Origin of the sequence: Dinoroseobacter sp. S375 (assembly GCF_049800775.1) — a bacterium.
GTDB lineage: Bacteria > Pseudomonadota > Alphaproteobacteria > Rhodobacterales > Rhodobacteraceae > Dinoroseobacter.
Genome location: NZ_JBNAFR010000002.1, coordinates 227,783 through 252,165 on the forward strand (window position 1 = coordinate 227,783; position 24,383 = coordinate 252,165).

25 protein-coding genes and 1 riboswitch are annotated in these 24,383 nt (G+C 65.7%); of the genes, 11 read left to right on the forward strand and 14 right to left on the reverse strand.

Annotated elements, in window-relative coordinates:
- Positions 1-72: 72 nt before the first annotated feature.
- On the forward strand, positions 73-720 hold the full coding sequence (locus ACP150_RS05965; protein ID WP_424965645.1) for a hypothetical protein: 648 nt from the start codon (positions 73-75) through the stop codon (positions 718-720).
- A 269-nt stretch (positions 721-989) separates the two neighbouring features.
- Here ACP150_RS05965 and ACP150_RS05970 read toward each other — a convergent pair whose 3' ends face one another.
- Positions 990-2,216 carry a D-amino acid dehydrogenase gene (locus ACP150_RS05970; protein WP_424965646.1) on the reverse strand — a complete coding sequence of 409 codons (1,227 nt, stop codon included), beginning with the start codon at positions 2,214-2,216 and terminating at the stop codon, positions 990-992.
- 154 nt (positions 2,217-2,370) lie between these two features.
- Positions 2,371-2,458, reverse strand: a riboswitch (glycine riboswitch).
- A 149-nt stretch (positions 2,459-2,607) separates the two neighbouring features.
- Here ACP150_RS05970 and ACP150_RS05975 point away from each other — a divergent pair.
- Positions 2,608-3,933 (forward strand): ferredoxin reductase family protein, encoded by a 1,326-nt coding sequence (locus ACP150_RS05975; RefSeq protein WP_424965647.1) that lies wholly within the window; start codon positions 2,608-2,610, stop codon positions 3,931-3,933.
- Positions 3,934-3,965: 32 nt separating this feature from the next.
- Here the strand turns inward: ACP150_RS05975 and ACP150_RS05980 are convergent, their stop codons facing one another.
- From ACP150_RS05980 to trxB, 4 genes are all read right to left on the reverse strand, one after another.
- A complete protein-coding gene (locus tag ACP150_RS05980) occupies positions 3,966-4,307 on the reverse strand; it encodes a hypothetical protein (protein WP_424965648.1) in 342 nt (113 codons plus the stop codon).
- A complete protein-coding gene (locus tag ACP150_RS05985) occupies positions 4,250-4,450 on the reverse strand; it encodes a hypothetical protein (protein WP_424965649.1) in 201 nt (66 codons plus the stop codon). The genes ACP150_RS05980 and ACP150_RS05985 overlap by 58 nt, the downstream gene beginning before the upstream one ends.
- Before the next feature lie 165 nt (positions 4,451-4,615).
- Positions 4,616-6,694, reverse strand: coding sequence for a bifunctional sulfate adenylyltransferase/adenylylsulfate kinase (locus ACP150_RS05990; RefSeq protein ID WP_424965650.1), 2,079 nt, complete (start codon positions 6,692-6,694; stop codon positions 4,616-4,618).
- A gap of 293 nt (positions 6,695-6,987) precedes the next feature.
- Positions 6,988-7,959, reverse strand: coding sequence for a thioredoxin-disulfide reductase (gene trxB, locus ACP150_RS05995; RefSeq protein WP_424965651.1), 972 nt, complete (start codon positions 7,957-7,959; stop codon positions 6,988-6,990).
- A 166-nt stretch (positions 7,960-8,125) separates the two neighbouring features.
- Here trxB and ACP150_RS06000 point away from each other — a divergent pair, with 166 nt between their 5' ends.
- Entirely contained in the window at positions 8,126-8,626 is a 501-nt protein-coding gene (locus tag ACP150_RS06000; protein WP_424965652.1) for an Lrp/AsnC family transcriptional regulator, read from the forward strand.
- A gap of 29 nt (positions 8,627-8,655) precedes the next feature.
- On the opposite strand, the gene ACP150_RS06005 is transcribed toward ACP150_RS06000, so the two are convergent.
- The 5 genes from ACP150_RS06005 to lgt all read right to left on the reverse strand — a co-directional run bounded on the left by ACP150_RS06005 (position 8,656) and on the right by lgt (position 12,635).
- A complete protein-coding gene (locus tag ACP150_RS06005) occupies positions 8,656-9,258 on the reverse strand; it encodes a Hint domain-containing protein (protein ID WP_424965653.1) in 603 nt (200 codons plus the stop codon).
- A 238-nt stretch (positions 9,259-9,496) separates the two neighbouring features.
- Positions 9,497-9,652 (reverse strand): hypothetical protein, encoded by a 156-nt coding sequence (locus tag ACP150_RS06010; protein ID WP_424965654.1) that lies wholly within the window; start codon positions 9,650-9,652, stop codon positions 9,497-9,499.
- Positions 9,653-9,900: 248 nt separating this feature from the next.
- The gene (pgeF, locus tag ACP150_RS06015) at positions 9,901-10,659 is read right to left on the reverse strand and encodes a peptidoglycan editing factor PgeF (protein WP_424965655.1); all 759 of its coding nucleotides are present in this window, start codon (positions 10,657-10,659) and stop codon (positions 9,901-9,903) included.
- A gap of 21 nt (positions 10,660-10,680) precedes the next feature.
- A complete protein-coding gene (locus ACP150_RS06020) occupies positions 10,681-11,742 on the reverse strand; it encodes a class I SAM-dependent methyltransferase (RefSeq protein ID WP_424965656.1) in 1,062 nt (353 codons plus the stop codon).
- Positions 11,739-12,635: a prolipoprotein diacylglyceryl transferase gene (gene lgt, locus ACP150_RS06025; RefSeq protein ID WP_424966023.1), complete on the reverse strand. Its 897-nt coding sequence runs from the start codon at positions 12,633-12,635 to the stop codon at positions 11,739-11,741. The genes ACP150_RS06020 and lgt overlap by 4 nt, the downstream gene beginning before the upstream one ends.
- 115 nt (positions 12,636-12,750) lie before the next feature.
- Between lgt and ACP150_RS06030 the strand changes: the two genes are divergently transcribed.
- The 6 genes from ACP150_RS06030 to ACP150_RS06055 all read left to right on the forward strand — a co-directional run bounded on the left by ACP150_RS06030 (position 12,751) and on the right by ACP150_RS06055 (position 16,972).
- The gene (locus tag ACP150_RS06030) at positions 12,751-12,993 is read left to right on the forward strand and encodes an accessory factor UbiK family protein (protein WP_424965657.1); all 243 of its coding nucleotides are present in this window, start codon (positions 12,751-12,753) and stop codon (positions 12,991-12,993) included.
- A 365-nt stretch (positions 12,994-13,358) separates the two neighbouring features.
- On the forward strand, positions 13,359-13,862 hold the full coding sequence (locus tag ACP150_RS06035; protein WP_424965658.1) for a YbjN domain-containing protein: 504 nt from the start codon (positions 13,359-13,361) through the stop codon (positions 13,860-13,862).
- 29 nt (positions 13,863-13,891) lie between these two features.
- Positions 13,892-14,713, forward strand: a complete 822-nt coding sequence (gene proC, locus ACP150_RS06040) for a pyrroline-5-carboxylate reductase (protein WP_424965659.1) — start codon at positions 13,892-13,894, stop codon at positions 14,711-14,713.
- A 4-nt stretch (positions 14,714-14,717) separates the two neighbouring features.
- Entirely contained in the window at positions 14,718-15,056 is a 339-nt protein-coding gene (locus tag ACP150_RS06045) for a tRNA-binding protein (RefSeq protein WP_424965661.1), read from the forward strand.
- Complete coding sequence (locus tag ACP150_RS06050; protein WP_424965663.1) at positions 15,056-16,006, forward strand: 2-hydroxyacid dehydrogenase; 951 nt, start codon at positions 15,056-15,058, stop codon at positions 16,004-16,006. Before ACP150_RS06045 ends, ACP150_RS06050 begins: the two co-directional genes overlap by 1 nt.
- A 129-nt stretch (positions 16,007-16,135) precedes the next feature.
- A complete protein-coding gene (locus ACP150_RS06055) occupies positions 16,136-16,972 on the forward strand; it encodes a hypothetical protein (RefSeq protein WP_424965664.1) in 837 nt (278 codons plus the stop codon).
- Here ACP150_RS06055 and ACP150_RS06060 read toward each other — a convergent pair.
- Positions 16,969-17,559: a thymidine kinase gene (locus ACP150_RS06060; RefSeq protein ID WP_424965665.1), complete on the reverse strand. Its 591-nt coding sequence runs from the start codon at positions 17,557-17,559 to the stop codon at positions 16,969-16,971. The genes ACP150_RS06055 and ACP150_RS06060 overlap by 4 nt on opposite strands.
- Before the next feature lie 177 nt (positions 17,560-17,736).
- Positions 17,737-18,552 (reverse strand): hypothetical protein, encoded by an 816-nt coding sequence (locus tag ACP150_RS06065; RefSeq protein WP_424965666.1) that lies wholly within the window; start codon positions 18,550-18,552, stop codon positions 17,737-17,739.
- 197 nt (positions 18,553-18,749) lie between these two features.
- Between ACP150_RS06065 and ACP150_RS06070 the strand changes: the two genes are divergently transcribed.
- Complete coding sequence (locus tag ACP150_RS06070) at positions 18,750-19,502, forward strand: hypothetical protein (protein ID WP_424965667.1); 753 nt, start codon at positions 18,750-18,752, stop codon at positions 19,500-19,502.
- A gap of 313 nt (positions 19,503-19,815) precedes the next feature.
- Here ACP150_RS06070 and carB read toward each other — a convergent pair whose 3' ends face one another.
- Complete coding sequence (gene carB, locus ACP150_RS06075) at positions 19,816-23,109, reverse strand: carbamoyl-phosphate synthase large subunit (protein ID WP_424965668.1); 3,294 nt, start codon at positions 23,107-23,109, stop codon at positions 19,816-19,818.
- A gap of 182 nt (positions 23,110-23,291) precedes the next feature.
- Positions 23,292-23,954: a hypothetical protein gene (locus tag ACP150_RS06080; RefSeq protein ID WP_424965669.1), complete on the reverse strand. Its 663-nt coding sequence runs from the start codon at positions 23,952-23,954 to the stop codon at positions 23,292-23,294.
- A gap of 190 nt (positions 23,955-24,144) precedes the next feature.
- On the opposite strand from ACP150_RS06080, the gene ACP150_RS06085 reads away from it, so the two are divergent.
- Positions 24,145-24,354 carry a pilus assembly protein gene (locus tag ACP150_RS06085; protein ID WP_424965670.1) on the forward strand — a complete coding sequence of 70 codons (210 nt, stop codon included), beginning with the start codon at positions 24,145-24,147 and terminating at the stop codon, positions 24,352-24,354.
- Positions 24,355-24,383 lie beyond the last annotated feature (29 nt).

Consider the following 24,383-nt stretch of genomic DNA (forward strand, 5'->3'; position numbering starts at 1 on the left):
TTCTGGCCCTTGTGACATGGGGTCTGTCCCGCGCCTGAGGGCTAGCCCAGGCCACGGGTCTTTCCTATGACAATGGGCAACTATGATTCGCGCGGCGGTTCGGGGCCGCGCCATGTGCGGGGGACGATGATGGGGCAAGTGCGAGGATGGGCCGGCGCGGTATGCGCAGCGGCGCTCTGTGTGGGGCCGGGCGTGGCCTCCGGGTTCGAGCTGGACCCCGCCTGGGAGCGGCATGTGACGGTATTCGGCGCGTCGATGACCGAGAACACCTCCTTCGAGATCCTGCGCTTCGAGGTCGATTGGGCCGACAGCTATCTGGTCGGTCTGGCCTTCGGTGCCGAGCGGCAGATCGGCGCGAGTCGGTTCAGCTGGGGGGTTGAAGGACAGATCGTGCGCCATTTCGGGCAGATGGACCATTGGGAGGTCAACCTGCCCGTGGTTCTGCGCTACACCCCGCCGAACCCCTGGATCGACAGTTTCGAGAGCTTTGCCTATGGGCTCGGGCTGTCCCACGCGACCGAAGTGCCAAGCGTCGAGGTTGAACGCACGGGCGAGTCCCAGCGGAACTTCTTCTATTGGAAGGCGGAGCTGGAGTTCAATTTGCCGAGCCCGGACACTGCGCTTCTGTTGGGGATGCACCATCGCTCGGACGGTTATGGCGTGTTTGATGCCGATAGCGGCTCGACGGCGTTGTCGGTTGGTTTCAAGCGGAGCTTCTGAGCGGCGTCACACCACTGGCGTGACGACCCGTCATGCCTGCCGGATACTACGCGCCCCTCAGACCTGCGGCCTGCCATGGCGCTGGCCTCCCTCTCCATCGGAGCGGGAGCCTCTACAAGGCAGTCAGCCCTGGATGGGGGTCCGGGCCAATTCCAGTTTATAAGAGCGTCCAGAGCCGCGGCCTTGCCGCCGCTGTCTTGGCTTCGCGGTCCTTGGGACCGGTCGGAGCATCGTCGCGATGCCTGACCGGTCGTGCCGATGCCGATGGCTCAAGCCGCCATATCGTCCCGGATCTTGTCGCCGATGATCTCGGCGGTGGCTGCCGAGAGGGTCCAGCCCAGATGCCCGTGACCGGTGTTGTAATAGACGCCCGGGCGTTTGCCCGCATCCACCAGCGGCACCATGTTCGGCATCATCGGGCGCAGCCCGGCCCAGGGCACCGCATGTTCGGTCTCCACATCCGGGAAGTTCCGCTCGACCCATTTCACTAGCGGGCGGACCCGGTCATCCCGGATATCCCAGTTATAGCCGTTGAACTCGGCCGTGCCCGCGATCCGAAAGCGGGTCTTGCCCAGACGGCTGGTCACGACCTTGGCCTCATCATCCAGAAGGCTGATCCACGGGGCTGCGGCCTGGCTGGTCTCGTCATCGAGGCTGACGGTGATCGAGTAGCCTTTGACCGGGTAGACATTGACCCGGTCGCCCAGCATCTGGCCGAACTTGCGGCTCGACACGCCCGCGCAGACCACAAGCCCGTCGAAGCGGTCCTCGGTCTGGGTGCCGTCATCGTCGGACCAGTGCACGATATGACCGCCTTCGACCATCCGGATCCCGGTAACGTCGGCGCGGAAGTGGAAATTCACCCCCTTCTTGCGGCAGGCGTCTGACAGGCCCCGGCTGTAGCGATGGATGTCCCCGGTCATGTCTGACGCGGTGTAATAGCCGCCGTAATAGTCCCCGACGATCGCAGGCTCGAGTGCCTTGATCTCGGACGGCGAGACGGCTTCACGCACCAGCCCGCCTTCCTCCAGAAGGGCGTTGACCGCAGTGGCGTGGTCATACTCGTATTTGGTGTTGTAGATATGGAGGATGCCGCGCTCTTCAGCGTCAAAGGTAAAGCCCTCGGCCTTGGCCGTCTCCTTGAGATGCTCGCGCGCGGCGATGGCCATCCGCACGGTGTCGATGGTGTTCTGCCGGTAGCCCGGGATGTTGGCCACGAACTCGGCCATCCAGGAATACTTGTGCCAGCTCGGCTTGGGGTTCACCAGCAGCGGCGCGCCCCGCTTGAACATCCATTTCATGCCCTTGAACACCGTGGACCAGCGGTTCCAGACCTCGGCATTGGAGGCAGACAGCTGCCCGCCATTGGCAAAGGACGTGTCCATGGCCGCGTAGCGGTTCTGGTCGAACACGGTCACCTCGAAGCCCCGGTTCATGAGAGCATAGGCGGTGGTGACACCGGTCACACCGGCTCCGATAACAGCGATTTTCTTCAACGGGATTCCCCCCAGACAGATCAAGACCCAGCGCGGATCCCCGCGCCACTCATCCCCTCTGTCCGCGAACCTGAGAGCTACGCGGCCCCCCCGAGGGCGGCCCGCTTTCTCCGTCGGTGGGACCGGATCAGACCGGCCCGCTTTCCAGATTGTCGGCTTTTGTGCAGTCCATTTGCCTGAGAGTTTCCGGGGGGTTGCTCCTTCGGCGCCAGCGCGGGGCTGATCTCTCCAACACAAAGCCATGTGCGACATGGGTCGATTAGGACGGCGCTTGATTCGGAGCAAGGGGAAGTTGCGCCTGCCGCCAAGGTTACGGATTTGTAAGACGGGCTGCAGCGCGCTGTGAGGCAGCTTGCCTAGATCGGAGGCACCACAAAAGCGGAGTGCCCCCATGCCCAGAAAAACTCTCTTGCGCGTTGCAGGCCTGATCGCCGTCCATATCGCCCTCGTGGCCCCCTTCGTGCCGCTGTCCGGCATCCTGCCCGCCGGGCTCGGGGCGCTGTCCATGACCGCCATGGCCGCAAGCCTTGTTCTGGCGGCGCGCTGGCGTCTGGTGGATCGGCTGACGGGGGGGCCGGACAAGTCCTATGGCGCCCATCGCTGGCTGGGGATCTGCGCGCTGGGCGGCGCGCTGGGCCATTGGGCCTTGGCGGATTTCTCGGGGCCCGGGCTCGTGCCGTTTCTCGCCGACGGGGGCGAGGGGGCAGGAACGATTGCGGCGACGGGGCTGATCGTCATGACGGCCGCCGCCATGGTGCGGGCGATCCCCTATCATTTGTGGAAAGCGAGCCACATGGTGATGGGGCCGATCTTCGTGCTGGGGGCGTTCCATACGCTCTTTGTGGCGAGCCCGTTGTCGCTTGGCACGCTGCCCTGGGCGGTGATGGCGCTGGCTTCGGTGCTGGGCTGCCTGGCCTGGGCACAGACCCTGTGGCGCAAGGCCACGCCGTCCCGTCTGGTGCGGGTCGCGTCGGTTGAGCGTTTCGAGGGCGGGGTCGATGTGACCCTGCGGGCCGAAGCGCCGCTGCCGCGATTTCGGCCCGGTCAATTCTCGACCCTGGCCTGGAACGAGGCGCGGGCCGAGGCGCATCCCTTCACCATCGCTGGCGGTACCGAGACCGAGCGGCGGTTTGTGATCCGGGCCGCGGGGGACTGGACCGACGCCTTCATGCGCGATGTGACCGAGGGAGATCAGATGCGCCTCGGGCGCGGGGTGGGGCGCTTCCTGCCGCAAACCGGGCGCGCGCGGTCCGAGCAGGTCTGGGTTGCGGGCGGCGTGGGCATCACGCCCTTCCTCGCCGCGCTGGAAAAGATGGAGCCCGATCAGGGCCCGCGCGTGACCCTGCTCTACTACATCCGGTCCCGGGAAAGCGCGGGGGTGTTGTGTGATGTGGAACGTCGGGTCCTGCAATTGCCTCAGGTTCACCTGCATGCGATCTGTGATGCGGATGTCGCGGGGCTGAACCCGGACCGTCTGGCCGATATTCTGCGCGAGACCGGGGATGGGACGCAGGTCTATCTCTGCGGGCCAGAGGGGCTCAAGAACATGATCGTGGCCACATGGGCGGCCGTCGGGAAGTCCGGGCGGATCCATAGCGAGCGCTTCGATTTCCGCGGGGCCTATGGGCTGTCCGAGCTGATCTATCTCGGCAAGCCCATGGTCACTGCGGCGAGCGACCTGATCGCGCGACAACGCACGCGCCTCGCCGGATCCTGACAGGGCTGGCCTTGTCCGGGGGGCGGTGGAGGCTACGCGGCGCCCAATGCGCGGATATCCTCCAGATCCACATCGCGCCCGAGAAGCCGCTTATAGGCGATGAGCTGTGCTGCGGGCATGACCGCGACCTCGCAGCCCAGCACGCAACGGATCACTGACCGGTCGAACGCGATTACCTGCCGCACCCAGGTTCCAGTGGCGCGGTCCAGGATCCGGGTGCGCTCCGCCGCGCCGATCTCGATCTTCTGGCGGCCATGGAGAAGCTTGAGATAGCTCAGATCCCATGGCCCCTCGACCACCTTCTCGGGGCCCCATGTCACCTGCGGCCGGATCGCATCCAGAAATCCGGGCCAGCGCGGGTGGTCGAAGGGCATGTAGAGGTCGATGTCATGGAGAGGGCGCGTACCCCATGGGCAATCGCCGCAGGGCCGCCCACGATCTGATAGGGCAGGGCGTGATGCTGCGCCGTCCCGGTGATCCATCGGAGTGCGGCGCTCTGCTCGTCCGGGCTGGGCATGGCCAAAAACTCCTGCGCGGGGGGGGGGGCGGGGCGTCGGGACAGCCTCTGTCCCGCGCCGGGGCATGTCAATGCAGCCAGCCGGGCGCAAATGAAAACCGCCCCGCCAGAGCACTGGCAGGGCGGGGGTCTTTCTTTGACGGGCGCTGGGCCCGAAGGGCCGGATCAGGCGGCGACGAGGCCCATGGACTCGAGCTTCAGCAGCACCTGCTGAGCGCAGTAATCGACCTCGGTGCCTTCAGTGTCGAGCACCAGCTCGGCGGATGTGGGCGCCTCATAGGGGTCGGAGATCCCGGTGAATTCCTTGATCTTGCCTTCGCGCGCCAGCTTGTAGAGGCCCTTGCGGTCCCGGCGCTCGCATTCCTCGAGGCTGGTGGCCACGTGGACTTCGACGAAGGCGCCGTAAGCTTCGATCATCTCGCGCACGGCCCGGCGGGTCGCGGTATAGGGCGCGATGGGCGCGCAGATCGCGATGCCGCCATTCTTGGTGATCTCGGAGGCCACATAGCCGATCCGGCGGATGTTGATGTCGCGATGCTCTTTCGAGAAGCCCAGCTCGGACGAGAGGTGTTTGCGCACCACGTCGCCGTCGAGCAGGGTGACCGGACGGCCGCCCATCTCCATCAGCTTGACCATCAGGGCGTTGGCCACTGTGGATTTGCCCGAACCCGACAGGCCGGTCAGGAAGACGGTGAAACCCTGCTGGGCGCGCGGCGGCTTGGTCTTGCGCAGCTCGGCGACCACTTCGGGGAAGGAGAACCATTCGGGGATCTCGAGCCCTTCGGCCAGACGACGGCGCAGCTCGGTGCCCGAGATGTTCAGGATGGTGACGTCATCCTTGTCCTTGATCTCGTCCATGGGCTCGTACTGCGCGCGTTCCTGCACCCAGACCATGTGTTTGAAATCGACCATCTCGATGCCCATTTCCTCCTGATGCTCGCGGAAGAGGTCCTGCGCATCATAGGGGCCGTAGAAGTCGTCACCGGCGGAGTTCTTGCCGGGGCCGGCGTGGTCACGCCCGACGATGAAATGGGTGCAGCCGTGATTGGCACGGATCAGCCCGTGCCAGACCGCCTCGCGCGGGCCTGCCATGCGCATGGCGAGGTTCAGCAGGCTCATGGACGTGGTGGAGGCCGGGTATTTGTCGAGCACCGCCTCGTAGCAGCGGACGCGGGTGAAGTGGTCCACATCGCCCGGCTTGGTCATCCCCACGATCGGGTGGATCAGCAGGTTGGCCTGGGATTCCTTGGCCGCGCGGAAGGTCAGTTCCTGATGCGCGCGGTGCAGCGGGTTGCGGGTCTGGAAGGCGACAACCTTGCGCCAGCCGAGCTTGCGGAAATAGGCGCGCAGCTCGTTCGGCGTGTCGCGGCGGGCGCGGAAATCGTAGTGGATCGGCTGCTGGATGCCGGTGATGGCGCCGCCCAGATAGACCGGACCGGCCACGTGGTGCAGGTAGTTCACCGCCGGGTGCGCCAGATCATCGGCCCCGAAGACCATCTCGGCTTCGCGGGTCTTGTTGGGGATGTACTTGTCAGACACCGACAGGATGGCGAGGATCACGCCTTCCTGGTCGCGCAGGGCGATGTCCTGGCCCTCTTCGATGCTGTCGGCAAAATCCTGGCTGATATCCAGGGTGATCGGCATGGGCCAGAGGGCGCCATCGGCCAGGCGCATGTTCTCGACCACGCCTTCGTAATCGGCTTTGCCCATGAAGCCCTTGAGCGGGTTGAACCCGCCATTCATCAGCAGCTCGAGGTCGCAGATCTGGCGCGGGGTCAGGTCCCAGGAGGGAAGCGATGCGGCCTCGACCTTGAGCTTCTGGGCGCTGTCGGCGGAAACATAAAGCTCCGGAATGGGGGCAAGGTTGTTTTGCATCAGAGTGCTCCTGACATTTTGGGGAATGGGGTAGGCGGCCGAACCGGTCAGTTCGGCATGAAGGGCGGCGTATTCCGAAAACTTACGCGCGAGGAAACGGTCGGTGAGGCGGGCCTTTTCGGCCGCGCCCTGGGCGGTGAGCCCATAGGCGAAGCGTTTGCGCCGGTCGCTGTCATTGCGGTCGCTGACCTCGATCAGCCCGGCTTCGGTGGCGGCGCGCAGCTGGGCGTTGAGCCGACCCAGCGAGACCCCGATGGCCGCGGCTATGGCGCGCTGGGATTCGTCCGGCGCGAGATCGAGCTGGCGCAGCAGACGAAAGCGCAGGTCTTCGTCATTGTCAGCCGAGATCGGGGCAGGGTGGAGGGACATGGGGCGGCGCGACTCAATGTTTGTTCACGCGTGAACGCTTCGCACGATTTTGCACGCGCAGCAAATCCCATAAATGTCGCAGAGTTTAAGTATCGGGATCTGGGTCCGTGCGGCCACACCTCTGTGATCCTTGGTCCAGGACCGCGCCAAAGGGCGCGGTGGGCGAGGTGCAGAGGCGCGCGCGAACAGGTTTGGCGGATCGCTTGCCGTCTCGCGGGTCCGCCCTGTGCGTGTCGCACGGGGCCACGGTGTTCGGTGGCGCGGATCAATAGATCCGCGTCTGTCGCGCCGCTCTACTCGGCGGCGACCGAGTCCGCGCCTTCCTGCGCGGCGAGGAAGCGCTCGGCCTCCAGGGCGGCCATGCACCCCATCCCGGCGCTGGTCACGGCCTGACGATACTCGTGATCCGTCAGGTCCCCGGCCGCGAACACCCCCGGGATCGAAGTTTCCGTGCTGTCAGGCTTGGTAACCACATAGCCGCCCATATGGGTATCAAGCTGATCGATCACCAGCTCGGATGCTGGCGCATGGCCGATCGCCACGAAGAACCCGGCGCAGGGCACGGTGCGGCTCTCGCCGCTGGTCGCATGCTTGATCACTACGCCCTCGACGCCGCGCGGGTTGTCCGCCCCGACCACCTCTTCGACCGTGTGGTCCCAGATCACCTCGATCTTGGGGTTCTTGAACAGCCGGTCCTGCAGGATCTTTTCGGCGCGCAGGCTGTCCCGGCGATGCACCAGCGTAACCTTCGAGGCGAAATTCGTCAGGAACAGGGCCTCTTCCACGGCGGTGTTGCCGCCACCGATCACCACGACCTCCTTGCCGCGATAGAAGAACCCGTCGCAGGTCGCGCAGGCCGAAACCCCGAAGCCCTTGAAATGCTCTTCTGACGGCAGCCCGAGCCACTTGGCCTGCGCCCCGGTCGCGAGGATCAGGGCGTCCGCCTTGAACACCGTGCCGCTATCAGCATAGGCGGTGAAAGGGCGTGCGGACAGATCAAGCCGGTTGATATGGTCCGAGACGATCTCGGTCCCCATGGCGCGGGCATGCTCTTCCATCCGCACCATCAGGTCGGGACCCATCACCATGCTGTCGCCCGGCCAGTTCTCGACCTCGGTGGTGATGGTCAGCTGACCGCCCGGCTGGATCCCCTGAACCAGCACGGGGTCCAGCATCGCGCGGCTGGCATAAACGGCGGCGGTGTACCCGGCAGGTCCGGACCCGATGATGAGGACCTTCAGGTTGCGGATGTTCTCGGTCGACATGGGGCAGCTTCCTCGGCAAATGATCCATGGCATATAAAACCCCGACGCCGCGAGGGGAAGGGGGCCGATACAGACCGGACCGGACATAAATTTATTGCTCAACGGTGAAATATTATTGCGCAGCCAGAGCGTGTCACGTAAGAAACCCCTATGGGAAGGGGCTGCTATGCATGCATCTAAATTAGATCCGATTGATCGCAAGATCCTGGCGGAGCTTCAGGCCGATGGTCGCATGACCAATGTGGAGCTGGCCAAGCGGGTCGGCATCTCGGCACCACCCTGTCTGCGCAGGGTCCGCGCGCTGGAGGATGCGGGCTTTATCCGTGGCTACCATGCGGACGTGGACAGTCGCGCGCTGGGCTTTGAGGTGCAGGTCTTTGCCATGGTTGGGCTGAACAGCCAGGCCGAATCGGATCTGAGCGCCTTCGAGGCGCGCTGCCGCGAATGGCCGCTGGTCCGCGAATGCCACATGCTCAATGGTGAGATCGATTTCATCCTGAAATGCGTGGCGCCGGACCTGTCCTCGTTCCAAAGCTTCCTCACCGGGCAACTCACCGCTGCCGAGAACGTGGCCAGCGTCAAAACTTCGCTGGTGATCCGCGGGGCGAAGGACGAGCCGGGTGTCCCCTTCGACGTCATGGAAGAACGTCTGAGCCGCACCGCCTGAGCGGACGCCGCAGCGCCCGCCCGGCGTCTTCAATTCCCGAGCCGCGCCTTGCGGAAAGGCGAAGAGGTCACGAACCGCTCTCCCGGTGCAGCCGTGAGCCCACCCGGCATCAGCTTTGAAAACGCCGTCGTCACCAGCCCGCTTTGCCGCGAGAGAAAAGCGTCAGTGTCCAGTGTCCGCACGGGCAGACCATTGGCCGAGACCCAGCCCGGCGCCTCGCAGGCGATCTGGAACAGACGCACCGGGGTCGGCGGCACGAGCGCCGTGATCATGTCATCATTCGGATAGCTGTCCAGCGGGCGCGAGCTCTCGGTGAAGGGGTCGAGCAGGATCTCTGCCCCGGCCCCCAGGATCACATCGCTGAGCGGGCGGGCAAAGCCGAAACGCTCGGGCTGCACCCGGCGCAGCCAGGGCGCGTCCAGGGCGTCCGGGCGCAGGGTCACCTCGCCAATCCATGTGATGGTCATCGGGTTGCCGTCGGCCCCGGTCACCTCGTCCTCAAGCGCAAGATCCTCGATGGAGACTGTGCCATCTGGCACGCGGATCTGTGCGCCCTGGGCAAAGATCCCGAAGGCCGGCAGAAGGCGCAGGGTGATCTCGGCATTGCGTGCGCAAAGGCTCCGCTCCCCCATATGGATGCAGCGGCTGGAAAACTTTGCCAGAATTGGCAATTGGGTGGTCGACGACGTTGGCGTGTCCGACCCAACATGGGCGGACGGAAAACGAACAGGAGCCATACTCGTTACTCTCGGGTTGCTGTACGGCCCCCACCGCTATCAGCCCCTCGACGCTCGTCCGTTTGAGTAAAATTGTCAAAGAATTTAAGTCGTAAACCTTAACATCCCGCCCGCATCGGGGCGGGGGCCAGGGTCATCCGACCCGGCGCACAAGCTCCTCAACTGGCTCATTGGGCATCGCACGCAGGGACGCCGGGCGGCGGGTGCCGCGGGCATAGGGCATGGGCGGGATTTCGTCCTCGGTGGCGCGGATCATCGCGATCAGCCAGCGTGGTGTCTTGGTCATCATGGGTGTCCCTCCGGACTTGTCACTCGTTTCCCAGCCAATACCCCGCATTGCGGCTGATTGTTCACACGGTCGCCGGGGAATGAGGCGCTTTCTGGGCCGATTTCGGACATTTTGAGTCAAATTGTTCGGATGGGGCCGTGCGGGCGCTCGGCGGAAACACCTGTTTTTCCGAGGGAAATCGCGAAAATCGCGGCGGATTTGCAACGCTGCGCCCGGCGGATGGGGCAGAAATGTGGCGGCAATGTGGTCTAGAGCCGGATGGTCGCGATCAGGCGGCCGTAATCGGCTTCGGACTGGTGCACGCTACGCCGATAGGAAAAGAACCGGCCCGGATCCGAATAGGTGCAATGACCGGTCCATTCCGCGTGGGCGATTCCGGCGGCCCGCAGGCGGGTCAGCCCGTAGGAGATCAGGTCGAACTGATACTTATTGCCGAAGCCATTGATAAAGAAGCGGCCATTCTCCGGGTCGTCCTCCAGAAACCGTTCCAGAAATTCCGGGCCGACCTCATAGGCGGTCTGCGAGATCGAGGGGCCGATCACGGCAGCAATCCTGTCGCGCGTTGCCCCGGCCACCACCATCTCGTCAATCGTCGCCTCGAGCACCCCGTCCAGTGCCCCGCGCCAGCCTGCATGGGCGGCGGCAATCACACCGGCCTCGGCATCGGCAAAGAGGACCGGCTGGCAATCGGCGGTCAGGATCCCGAGGGCAAGCCCCGGCACCGTCGTGACCATGGCGTCCGCCTTGGGTTTGGGCCCGTCGCCCATGGGCCCGTCCAGGCGGACCACATCCGGGGAATGGACCTGATGCACCGTGGCGAGTTGCGGCAGGGCCACCTCCATCGCCGCGGCGACGCGGGCGCGGTTCATCTCCACCGCCTCGGACTGGTCCGACGAGCCCGGTCCGCAATTGAGCCCTTCGAATACCCCGGAGGAGGCTCCGCCCTTGCGGGTGAAGAAGCCGTGGGTCACCGACAGGGCCGGCGAAGTCAGGATGTCGAGCGTCATGGATCGGCTCCGGTCGAGAGATCAGGGGCGCATCCCGGCGAGGGGCGGCGCGTCCTTGGGACTCACGCCGAGCACTTTGAACAGGGTTCCCATTTCATCCGGGTGGGTCAAGCGCCGATGTGCGGCGATGTGGCTGTCCAGAGCCGCACCGCTCAGGCGCGTGGCCAAGGCCTGTGCCCGTGCCGTGATGCCGAGCTGTTCGAGAAAGACCCCCTGCGGTGTCAGGGGGGCGGGATGCGCACCCGCCTCGGCGGCGGCCTGTGCCAGCGGCTCGAAATCCACATGGGCCGTCAGGTCCGCCTCACCCGGATGGGCGAGCACCGGGTCAGGCGCATGCGCGCGCACTGCCTGCAATGTGTCGCCCAGACTGTGCCAGCCGCCGTAATCGATGAGGTAGGCTGCACCGCCATGGGTGGCGATGCGCCGGGCTATCTCGGTCATGATCGGGCGCGCCGGGGCGCAGGTCTCAACGAGATCGCCCGGGGTCGTGTCGCCACGCCGATGATCCAGCTCGGGGCGCGGGTCCGACGGGCCAAGCCCGAGGGACAGCGCGCCGTCGCTCACCCCGACCATGCGTTCGGCCCAGCCCTCCTCCGTGCGCTGGAACTGGCGGATCGGGAGCGCATCGAAGAACTCGTTTCCCACCAAAAACAGTGGCGCTTCGGGCAGGTCGGCCACCGTGTCATGCCACTGGGCACCGGGCACGGCCTCGGCCTGCACGCGGCGCAGGGCCGGGCTGGCCTCCACCAGATGCGGGTGCAGACGCGGGCCACCGGGGATCTGACCAAAGACCCGCAGGATATCGGCCATCAGCGTGCCCCGCCCCGGACCGATCTCGGCAAGGCAGGCCTCGGCGGGGGCTCCCTGATCCATCCAGGCCTGTGCGAGGGCAAGGCCCAGCATCTCGCCGAACATCTGGCTGATCTCCGGGGCCGTGGTGAAATCGCCCTCCCGCCCGAACGGGGGCCGGGTGGTGTAATAACCATGCGCGGGATGGAGCAGGCACTCCGCCATGTACTCGGCCACGGTAATCGGGCCGGTCGCCGCGATCCGCGCGATCAGAAGCTCGGCCAGGGGCGTCATGCAGGGGCCGCCGGGCGCAGGTGCGCGCGCGCAATCAGCGCAATCCCCAGCGCGATCATCGGCAGGCTGAGGATCTGTCCCATGGTCAGCCCCCACTCGCCCAGTTGCAGGGCATAGCCCACCGGGTTGCCTGCGCTGACAAACTGCGCGTCGGGCTGGCGCACCAGTTCGACTATAAACCGCGCCGCGCCATAGCCAGCAAGGAAGGTGCCAAAGATCGTGCCGGTGCGGGCCAGCGCCCCGCGCCGCAGCAGGACCCAGAGGACGAGCCCCAGCAGCAGTCCTTCGAGCCCGGCTTCATAAAGCTGGGACGGGTGACGGGCGCAGAGCTCGCCCATGGGCTGGCCGCAATCCTGCGCACTCAGCCCGGGAAAGATCACGCCCCAGGGCGCGTCGGTCGGGCGGCCCCAAAGCTCGGCATTCACGAAATTCGACATCCGCCCGAGGAACAGCCCCGGAGGCGTGGCCAGCGCCAGCGCGTCCGCCGTGCGCAGGGGCGGCACTCCCTCGCGCCAGCAAAACAGCGCGACGGCGAGAACCACCCCGACCAGACCGCCATGGAAGGCCATGCCGCCCTGCCAGACCATCAGGATCTCGGCCGGGTTTCGCAGGTAGTAATCGGGCTGGTAGAACAGGACAAAGCCGAGCCGCCCGCCGAGGATCACCCCCAGCACCACCCAGGTCAGCAATGCCTCGACCTGGGGCGGGGTCATGGGGGCGGGCTTGGCCCCCCACAGGGCGGGCCGCTGCACGAGCCGCGTGACGATCCACCATCCCAGCCCGAGCCCCACGATATAGGCCAGTGCATACCAGCGCAGGGCGAAGGTGAAGGTCCCGATCTCGATGCTGAAGAGTTCAGGCGACAGGGGCGGGAAGGGAATGGCGAAGGGCATGGCGGGCTCCGGCGTCTGGGGCGATCTGTCCGGGCTGACCGCGCGGATGTCAACCTTGAGCTTTGGCAGGGGCGGGGCCATATACATCTCAACACGGTAGATGACGGAGCGCCCCATGCAGACGCGAAACAAACTGTTCGACGATATCGGCCAACTGATGACCAACGCCATGGGCGTGGCCCAGGGCGCCAAGGACGAGGCCGAAACCGCGATGAAGGGCGTGATGGACCGCTGGCTCGCGGATCGCGACTTCGTCACCCGCGAGGAATTCGACGCGGTGCGCACCATGGCCCAGAAGGCCCGCGAGGAGAACGAAGCGCTCAAGGCCCGGATCGAGGCGCTTGAAGCCAAGGGCTGAGGCCTGAACGACCGCTTGGGCCGGGAGATCTCCGGCCTGCGCGCCCACTGCCTGAAATTTGGGCATTAACCTCTGAGTCGCTCAGGTGGGTCCAATTTGGGGGGCTGAGGCTTCAAAATCAGGGGGCTGCGCGGGTGCCTTTGGCACGGCAGGCCCCGGGTTTCTTAAGACTTTCCCGAATTCTGTGGATAACTCCGGCGCAAACCGCCGCGCGACGCCGCGCTGTGAAAATACGTCTTTACAGGACGCCCCAAAGCCGGACACCATATCTTGTAAGACGCGGGCCGCCGCGGTCCGGGTCTTGTAATGACACCCAGCCTATAGTGGGGGTTCCCCTCGCGACCGGCAAACAAACGGGGCCGCGCATGTCACTCATCGAGCAGCATTACGAAACCGACGATCTGCATCCGATCGACATTGTCGAGACAATTGCCGAGCATAACGACTGGGATTTCGACCGGATCGCCGAGGATCAGATCGCCATGGCCGTCGAGGGCCAGTGGCGGACCTATTCGGCGACCCTGGCCTGGTCGGCCTATGACGAGACGCTGCGGCTGGTGATGACCTTTGACATGGAGCCGCCCGAACACCGGGTGGCCGCGCTCCATGAAGTGTTGAACGCCGTGAATGACCAATGCTGGACCGGCGCCTTCACCCATTGGGCCAAGCAGCAGCTCATGGTCTATCGCTATGGCCTCGTCTTGACCGGCGGCGCGATTGCGGGGCCGGAACAGATCGACCGGATGATGACCACGGCCTTCCTGAACTGTGAGCGGTTCTACCCGGCGTTTCAGCTGGCGACATGGGGCGAGCAGGACCCGCAGGCGGCGATCGACGTGGCCATTGCAGAGGCGTACGGGCGCGCCTAACCTGCCCCCGTTGGACGCGGGGAGAACACATGAGTTTGGACGATGTAGGCCGCCGGGGGTTGTTCCTTCTGGGATGCGGAAAGATGGGCTCGGCCATGTTGCAGGGCTGGCTGGCGCAGGGGATTGCCCCGGCATCGGTCTGGGTGATGGACCCCAAGCCGTCAGACTGGCTGACGGGGCTGGCCGCCGAGGGGCTGCACCTGAACGAAGGTGTGCCCGGTGCGCCCGCCATCGCCCTTCTGGCGGTCAAGCCGCAGATGATGGGCGACGCGCTGGGGCCGGTGACGGCGCTGGGCGGAGGCGAGACGCTGATCCTGTCCATCGCGGCAGGCACCCCGATCCGGTATTTCGAAGAGGCGTTCGGGGCGAGCACGCCGATCATCCGCGCCATGCCCAACACGCCCGCAGCGATTGGCAAGGGGATCACGGCGATCACCGGAAATGGGGCCGCGGGCGAGGCCCATCTGGCCCTGGCCGAAGCTCTGCTGGCCGCAATCGGCCAGACCGTGCGGCTTGAGGGCGAGCATCAGATGGATGCGGTCACGGCGGTGTCAGGCTCGGGTCCGGCCTATGTTTTCCACCTGATTGAGACGATGGCCGTCGCGGGCGAGGCCGAGGGGTTGCCCCGGGCGCTCGCCCTGCATCTGGCCAAGGCCACGGTCGCGGGCGCGGGGGCGCTGGCGGAGGCCGCCAGCGCGGACCCGTCCCAATTGCGGGTGAACGTCACCAGTCCGGCGGGCACGACCGCGGCGGCGCTGGAGGTTCTCATGGATGAGACCGATGGGTTCCCGCCGCTGTTGCGGCGGGCGGTGGCAGCCGCGGCCCAACGGGGTCGCGAGCTGGCGGAGTAGCGCCATGGCGGAGATCACGTTTGACGACTTCCTGAAGCTCGATATCCGTGTGGGCGAGATCGTTCAGGCCGAGCCCTATCCGGAAGCGCGCAAGCCCGCGATCAAGCTCTGGGTCGATTTCGGCGACCCGCTGGGCGTCAAGAAGAGCTCGGCCCAGATCACCCGGCATTACACGCCGGACGCGTTGGTCGGGCGACAGGTGATGGCGGTGGTGAACTTTCCACCGCGCCAGATCGGAAAATTCATGTCCGAGATCCTCGTGCTGGGGGTGCCGGACACGGAGGGGGAGGTGGTGCTTTTGGCGCCGGACCTCAAGGTTCCGCTGGGGGGGCGGCTATATTGATGAAACTTCTGATTTCCCGGCCCTTGCCGGAGGCTGTGCTGGCCAAAGCCGGCGCCACGTTCGACACGACGGTCCGCTCCGAGACGACGCCGATGGATGCGGGCGAGCTGCGCGCGGCCCTGCGCGACTATGATCTGGTCCTGCCGACCCTCGGGGATCTCTTCTCGGCCGAGGTCTTCGCCGATGTTCCTGCGCCGCGCGCCAAGTTGCTGGCGAATTTCGGGGTGGGCTACAATCATATCGATGCCGCTGCGGCCAAGGCCGCCGGGATCGCGGTGACCAACACCCCCGGCGCGGTGACGGATGCCACGGCAGACACGGCGATGACCCTGATCCTGATGGCGGCGCGCCGCGCGGGCGAGGGCGAGCGCCTTGTGCGCGCCGGAGCGTGGGAGGGCTGGCACCCGACCCAGATGCTGGGCCTGCATGTCACGGGCAAGACGCTGGGGGTGATCGGCATGGGCCGGATCGGCCAGGCCATCGCGGCGCGGTGCCACCATGGGTTCGGCATGGATGTGGTGTTCCAGAACCGCTCTCCCAAGACGCTGGACCTGCCCGCGACCCAGTTGGGCTCGATCCCCGAGGTGATGGCGGCGGCGGATGTGGTTGTGGTCGCGGTTCCCGGCGGGGCCGAGACAAAGCACCTGATCGGGGCGGAGGCGTTCGCGGCCATGCGCCCCCACGGGGTCTTCGTGAACATCGCCCGGGGCGATGTGGTGGATGAAGCCGCCCTGATCGCCGCGCTCGAAGCCGGGCAGATGGGGGCAGCGGGGCTCGATGTTTACGAGTTCGAGCCCAAGGTCCCCGAGGCCCTGCGCGCCCGGGAGGATGTCGTCCTGCTGCCGCATCTGGGCACCGCGGCGCTCGAAGTGCGCGAGGCGATGGGGTTCATGGCGCTCGACAATGTCATTGCCTGCGCCGAGGGGACGCCCTTGCCCAACCCGGTCTGAACGGGCGCGCCGGGCGCGACACCCGGCGACCGTCAGGCAGGGCGAACCCTGCGCCCGAAATGAAAACTTTCTTTTTGCGGCGCGCCGCCCCTAAACTGGCGTCCGAGACTTACGTGGAAAGACTTTACGATGGACGGGATGACGGCCGCCTCGGTTTACGAGGATATGCACCTGCCGGTTTTGAGCATGGGAGGGATCGTGATCCTCCTGCTGGTGCTACTGCCGGCCGCGGCAGTGATCGGGCACGCGCTGGGACGGCGCCAGCGCCAGCGCACGCTGGCTGCGGGGCGCGAAGTGGACAAGGTGACCGGCGAGACCTCGCTGGGCGCGATCCTCGGGATCCTCGGGCTCTTGCTGGCATTCAGTTTCGGCAATGCCCTGACGCTTGCTCAGACGCGCAAATCCACGGTCATCGACGAGGCCGCCGCGCTGGGCACGGTGTTCCTGCGGGCCGATTATCTGGCCGAGCCGGGCCGCACGGAGCTGCGCGAGGCGATCTATGCTTATACGCAGACCCGCGTGGTGCCCGATGCGAGCCAGATGAGCGATGCCCATGGCGTGCGCGACTTTCTGGAAACGACGCTGACGGCTCAGGCCGCGCTCTGGCCCGCAACGCTTGCGGCCACCGCCGCGCCCGTGCCGCCGCCCACGGCGACCTTCGTGGCCTCGGCGATGAATGACGCGCTGGACGCCCATCTTTACCGGATGCAGACCTTCGCCGTGCCAGTGGCGGATATCACTCAGGGCATGGTGCTGGCGGCGGCGCTGGCCTCGCTTTTCCTGCTGGGGAACCGGTCGGGCATGCATGGGCGCGCGCTGTCGTGGCGGACCTTCATGTTCTCCGGGTTTCTCTTCGTGGTGATGGTCACCATCGTCGATGTGCAGCGCAGCTCGGCGGGCCTCGTGAAGACCGATCAATCGCCATTTCTGGTGACGCTCTTCGATATGGAACAGGCCCTGCGCTAGTCCGGCTGGCGGTCGCCTATGGCCTCGCGCCAGTGGCGGCGGCACAGGGAAACATAGGTCTCGTTTCCACCGATCTGAACCTGATCGCCATCGCGCAGGGGCGTCCCGTCAGGGCCTTGCCGGATCACCATGGTCGCCTTGCGCCCGCAATGGCAGATCGTCCGGACCTCGCGCATCTCATCCGCCAGAGCCAGCAGGGTGGCCGAGCCCGGGAAAAGCTGCCCGCGGAAATCCACCCTCAGTCCGTAGCACATCACCGGCAGCCCGAGGTCATCCACGGCGCGGGCCAGTTGCCAGACCTGATCCTCTGTCAGGAACTGGGCCTCGTCCACGAATACACAGGCGCATGGCCCGCCCTTGAGCCGCAGGCTCAGCGCGTCAAAGAGGTTGGTCGTCGGGGCAAACGTGTCCGCCGGGGCCGAGAGGCCGATGCGGCTGCCGATCTGCCCCGTGCCTGCACGATTGTCGAAGCGCGCGGTCACCAGATGGGTCTGCATGCCGCGTTCGATATAGTTGTGCGAGGCTTGCAGCAGCGCGGTGGATTTGCCCGCATTCATGGTCGAGTAGTGGAAGTAGAGCTTGGCCATGGGCTGCCATAGCAAGGGCTGGCGGGGGCGGGCAAGAGGCTGCGCCCCGAGCCGTTCCCCGAGCTGTTCCCCATGGCGTTGTCTGCGCTGTACCCCATGGGTTGCGCGGCATGGGAATGGCCTTGGCGAGCCCCTCGGGCACACGCCTCGCAATCAGGTCGGGCAGGCGGATCCCGCCTAGCGCTCGCCCCGGCGTCGTCTTCCGGGACGCGTGAGCGGCGGGGCGGCGCGCGGCGGGCTCGCCAGGGCCGGGCGCGCCAACGGGGCGGTGTCGCGTGGGGGACGGGCGGGATCCGGCACCGCTTGGGGTCCGTGAAACGCGGGCATGTCCGTGGCGCCCTGAAGGGCCGGTTCCTCCTCGGGTATCAGGTCGAAGGCCGCATCGAGGCTGGCATGGATCTCGGCCTCGGTCGCGTCCGGCGCGAGATCCACGAGGGGCAGAGCGCCCTTGAGGAAAAGCTCCCGCAGGGTGGTCTCGCGCAGCAAGGTCTGCGTGCGGATGTCCTCGGGATCGGTCTGCATCAACCCGGCGACGGGCATGCCCCCGGGCTCGGCCAGAACGTAATCGACCTTGTGCCCGCGCAGAACCTCGGCCCCCGCGCGCCCGGCATCACCGCTGGACGTCACCTCGAACAGCGCGTTCAGATCGACCTGCGCCAGGACCCGCAGGTCCGGCGCGCCACGGGACATGGCCCAGGCCTGCAATGCGTCATGAACCTGCGCGGCACCAAGCATGGTGAGCGGGATCGGGGCAACCTCGAGCTGGTCCAGACGCTCGGTCTGGCGGGCAAAGCTCACGGCCTTGGAGGGGGCGCGGGTGCGGGCGCCTTTCGGGATGCGCGTATTGCGCCGCCGCCGTTTCGACCAGCCCAACTTCTCCGAGACCCTGGCCAGCACCCAGAGCGCCCCAACCATGAACAGCCCGAACAGGACGATCGCGATGAACAGGATCAGCATGGACAGGATGTCCGGTTCAGCTGGGGTAAGGGACATCCCGGGATTCATGGGGCCTCCGCACTCGGTACGCTGCGGGTCTGGCACGGCATTCTGACCGGTTTGTGGCGCCCTGCGGGCGAGTTTGGTACGATTGCGAAACCCCCTGATCCGTTAGCGGACCCGCTCGGGCGCGCTGACGTAGCCCTAACGGGGCTGTCGTAGGACAGGGCAGGTCTCATCAAACGGAGTTTCCCATGCCCTTTTTGTCCCGTTCCCTGTTTCCCGCCGCCGCTGCATTTGTCCTGTGCCTGAGCGGTTTGCCCGGGGATGCCGCCGCGCAGGAATGCCAGCGCAAGTTGAACTTCCTCGGGGCCAATGCCTCGGACAGCCGCAAGCTCGAGGCGCTGCTGATCTGCGCCGAGGAGACGCGCACGGATCTGGATGCGCTGCAGATGCGCGTAAGCGCCGTGGAGCGGAGCATCACCGGGCTGGAGCGTGCGGATGGGCGTCTGCAGACGAGTTTGGACGGGGTGGATGACAAGATCGCCCGTGCCGTTCAGGCCAGCGAACGTCGGACGAGTTCGGCACTGGCCACGGAGGCACGGACGCTGCGCTCCGAGATCCGCGAGGCCAGCGGGTCCGAGGCAGGCGAGCTGCGGAGCCTGAAGATGCAGGTCACGGCCGCGGAGCGCGCCCTTGGCCGGATCACCGGGCGCGGATGGGAGGAGTTCGGCGTTGCCAAGCGCAGCATCGGGCGCGCCCAGAACAACGACAAGGACTATCCCATCGTCGTGGCCGCCACGATCAATGTGGCGGAGTCGAACCGCTGCCATGCGCGGATCAAGGTGAACGGACTGACCGTGGCCGAGACCAAGAACAACAACAGCCAGTGGGACAAGTCCTGCTTCGTCACGGCGACCGTGCCCCCGGGGGCGAATTATGTTCTGGAATCCGCGCCCCATGGCGGCGGGCGGCCCCGTGTGTCGAAATGGACCGAGCTGCGCTGAGCGGCGGCAGGTCATTGATGGGCGCGGGATAAGACCGCGCCCTGTCCAGTCTGATGAATCGTCTGGTCGAGACCAAAAATCCGCAGAGGCGGCACGCTGAGACGCAGCGTGGTGTCGAGACCCGTCCGAGTATCGGGTAGAAGCCGTTGCTGCATGCGCTGGGACGGTGCGCGCGGTGACGGCGCGCGAGGTTGCGCAGGGCCCCGTCGCTGACCACGACGGGGCGGACCCGAGTCATATGCCCGTCGGTGCGGGGGCCGGGACTTGTGCGAAAAGCGTATGGGTGGCGCCCCCCTGGCGGGAGGCGCTGGCGTCAGCCCTGCAGCGCGCGCACGCCGATGGCGTCTTCGCGGCGGGCTTTCATTGCCTGTGCGGCGGCATGGCTTGCGGCGAGCGTTGTGAAATAGGGGATCCGGTCATAGAGCGCGACCGAGCGGATCTCGCGGCTGTCATTGACCGCCTGGGCGCCCTCGGTGGTGTTCATCACCAGCGCGATGCGCCCGTCCTTGAGCATGTCGACCACATCCGGGCGACCCTCATAAACCTTGTTCACCACGACCGATGCGATGCCGTGCTCCTTGAGGAAGGACGCCGTGCCCCGGGTGGCCACGATGTCGAGGCCCAGTTCGACCAGCATCGCCGCCGTCTCGACCAGCATCTCGGTCTTGTCGGCCTCCTTGATCGACAGGAACACCGTGCCCTCGGTCGGCAGTTCGGTGCCCGCGCCCATCTGCGCCTTGAGGAACGCGCGCGGGAAGGAGCGGTCCCAGCCCATCACCTCGCCGGTGGAGCGCATCTCCGGGCCCAGGATCGTGTCGACGCCCGGGAAGCGGGCGAAGGGCAGCACAGCCTCCTTGACCGAGAACCACGGCGTATCGGGATGGGCCAGCGTCATCGGATCACCGATCGGCAGGTGCTGATCCTCGGGCGCGTCATGGGGCAGGGGATCGCGCAGCGGGAAGTTCGACATCGGCTCACCGGCCATCAGGCGCGCGGCAATCGAGGCAATTGCCGAATCCGTGGCCTTGGCGACGAAGGGCACCGTGCGCGAGGCGCGCGGGTTCACCTCGATCAGGTAGATCTCGTTGTCCTTGATCGCGAATTGCACATTCATCAGCCCCTTGACCCGCAGCGCCTTGGCCAGCGCCTCGGTCTGGGTGCGGATCTCGGCAAGGATCTCGTCGGACAGGGAGTAGGGCGGCAGGGAACAGGCACTGTCCCCGGAATGCACGCCGGCCTCTTCGATATGCTGCATGATGCCCGAGACATGGACGTTTTCGCCATCGCAGAGCGCGTCCACATCCAGTTCCACAGCACCCGCGAGATAGCTATCGAGCAGCACCGGGCTGTCCCCGGAGACCACCACCGCCTCGGAGATATACCGCTCCAGCTGGGGCAGATCGCGGACGATCTCCATCGCGCGGCCCCCCAGCACGTAGGACGGCCGGATGACCAGCGGATAGCCGATCTCGCCCGCGGCGGCGAAGGCCTCGGCATTGGTGCTGGCAATGGCATTCTTGGGCTGCTTGAGGCCCAGATCATTGACCAGCGCCTGGAACCGCTCGCGGTCCTCGGCCAGATCGATGGCGTCGGGTGTGGTCCCGAGGATCGGGATGCCCTCGGCCTCCAGCGCATTGGCCAGCTTCAGTGGCGTCTGGCCGCCGAACTGCACGATCACACCGTGCAGCGTGCCGTTTTCCTGTTCGGCGCGCAGGATCTCCATCACATGCTCGAAGGTCAGCGGCTCGAAATAGAGGCGGTCTGAGGTGTCGTAATCTGTCGAGACGGTCTCGGGGTTGCAGTTGACCATGATGGTCTCATAGCCCGCATCCGTCAGCGCAAAGCACGCATGACAGCAGCAATAGTCAAACTCGATCCCCTGTCCGATCCGGTTCGGACCGCCGCCGAGGATGACGACTTTCTTCGCATCGGACGGGCGCGCCTCGCATTCAGGCTCGCCCATGACCGGCGTCTCATAGGTCGAGTACATGTAAGGCGTCTGGGCCTCGAACTCGGCCGCGCAGGTGTCGATCCGCTTGAATTGCGCGGTCACGCCCAGCCGGGTGCGAGCGCGGCGGACCTGCCCCTCTTCGCGACCCGTGAGCTTGGCGAGGCGGGCATCGGTGAAGCCCATCATCTTGAGCTTGCGCAACCCATCCGCATCCAGCGGCAGCCCGTCCTTGCGCACGGCCGCCTCGGTATCGGTGATCTCGCGGATCCGGTCGAGGAACCACGGATCGAAGGCCGTGGCGGCCTGGATCTCGTCATTGCTGAGCCCGTGGCGCATGGCCTGGGCGATGACGCGCAGCCGGTCCGGGGTCTGCTTGGACAGGGCCTTGACCACGGCGGCCTTGTCGGGTGCGCCGTCGATCTCGATCTCGTCGAACCCGGTCAAGCCGGTCTCCATGGAGGCCAGCGCCTTCTGCACGCTTTCATGGAACGTCCGGCCAATGGACATGGCCTCGCCCACGGATTTCATCGCCGTGGTCAGGTTCGGCTCGGAGCCCGGGAATTTCTCAAACGCGAAGCGCGGGATCTTGGTGACCACGTAGTCGATGGTCGGCTCGAACGAGGCTGGCGTGACCTTGGTGATGTCATTGTCCAGCTCATCCAGCGTATAGCCCACGGCCAGCTTCGCCGCGATCTTGGCAATCGGGAAGCCGGTCGCCTTGGAGGCCAGCGCCGAGGAGCGCGACACGCGCGGGTTCATCTCGATCACGACCATCCGGCCATCGGCGGGGTTCACGGCCCATTGCACGTTGGACCCGCCGGTCTCGACCCCGATCTCGCGCAGAACGGCAATCGAGCCGTTGCGCATGATCTGGTATTCCTTGTCCGTCAGGGTCAGCGCGGGCGCGACGGTGATGCTGTCGCCCGTATGGACGCCCATGGGATCGACGTTTTCGATGGCGCAGACGATGATCGCGTTATCCGCCTTGTCGCGGACAACCTCCATCTCGTATTCCTTCCAGCCCAGCAGGCTTTCATCGATCAGGATCTGGTTCACCGGCGAGGCATCGAGGCCGGATTTGCAGAAATGCTCGTAATCGTCCCGGTTATAGGCCACACCGCCGCCGGTCCCGCCAAGGGTAAAGGCCGGGCGGATGATCGCGGGCAGGCCGATATCGTCGAGGGCGGCCATGCACTCATCCATGTTGGTGGCGATCGTGGCGCGCGGGTTCTCGATGCCCAGCCGGTCCATCGCCTCGCGGAAGAGCTTGCGGTCTTCGGCCATCTCGATGGCGGCGCGCTTTGCGCCGATCATCTCGACGCCGAACTCGTCGAGCACGCCCATTTCCTCAAGCGCGAGCGAGGTGTTCAGGCCGGTCTGCCCGCCCATGGTCGGCAGCAATGCGTCGGGCCGCTCTTTCTCGATGATCTTGGCGACAACCTCTGGGGTGATCGGCTCGATATAGGTGGCATCCGCAAGCCCGGGATCGGTCATGATCGTCGCCGGGTTCGAGTTCACCAGAATGACCCGGTACCCTTCCTCGCGCAGCGCCTTGCAGGCCTGGGCCCCGGAATAGTCGAACTCGCAGGCCTGGCCAATGATAATGGGCCCCGCCCCGATGATCATGATCGATTTGATATCGGTTCTTTTGGGCATCGGGCAGACTCCAGTGGCGCAAATTGTCGGCGTTATACATGGGGGCTGTCCGGGCGCAAGAGCGTCCGGCGCGCCCTGCGACCTTGATGGCGACTTGCAGGCCACCGGTCCACTGGCCCCACGAAAAAAGACGCGCTCCGCCGGGACCGCGTCTGATCTGGTGTTTCAGGGGGTGAGAGGGCTCAGCCCTTGCGGCGGCGTCGCCGGGCCAATCCGCCAAGGCCCGCCACCCCGGCCAGCATCATCAGGGCACTGGGCGGCAGTGGCACCGGGGCGGGGGTGGTGTCGACGCGAGAGACGTCAAACATGATGTTGTCCACGCCCGTGTTGAAGAACTCCGGCGCGATGGTGATGAGATAACCGCTGGTGCTCGGGCCAAAGGCCGACAGATCGACCTCTGTGGATTCGATGACGCTCAGCAGATCGACCGCCAGAGCCGTTTGCTCCACACCGCCGACTTCAGTGACCGTAACACCTGTGGTTTGGAGGGCGTCCGCATATGGCGCGATGTCCATCTTCACCAGCGACACTTCGAACCCGTCCAATGGCTCGATCAGGAGCGTGCCGCCCTGTGATCCAGAATTGCCATAGGCGGCGTCGACCAACTCTTCATAGCCGAGGTTCCAATAGATCCACGGTTGGAGCCCGTCCGACACCCGCGAGGCGTCGTAGGTCACCTCAACTTCGCCGTCGATATCTCCGTAGTCCTGACTGATCGCCTCTCTGTTGGAGTTGCAGAGGCCATCCGCGCAGGCGTCGCCGTCGAATGTCAGGGTGACGCTGGTTGCATGGGCGGAGGAGGCCGCAAACAAGAGGGTCGCACTGGTGATAAGAGCTTTGTACATAGCTGGGTCCTGATAAAACTGTTTTTCAATAATGGTTAATTTTAAGGCGGTTTTGGCGCTCGGTCAACTTGGCCTGGCCAAGGGGGTGAGAGTTCTGGCCCTGTCCTTAATCTCGTCAGATTCCTGTGATTGGGTCTTTTTCAGGAGTGGCCGCCCGCGGTCAGTTTGCGAAAAGAGGACCCCAGACCCCATGGCTGACCGGATCATTGCCTTTTTTCGGGCCGAGGACGGCGCCGTCACCGTCGACTGGGTTGTCCTGACGGCGGCGCTGGTCGGGCTCGCCATTGCTGTGATCGCGGTGCTGGGCCCCGCCATGACCACCAATTCCGGATCCCTCAACCGACAGCTGGAAAATCACCAGATCTCGACGGATTTCGACGCGGTCACCCCGGCGGACTGACCTGTGCGGCGCGCCGTTCTGTCAACCCA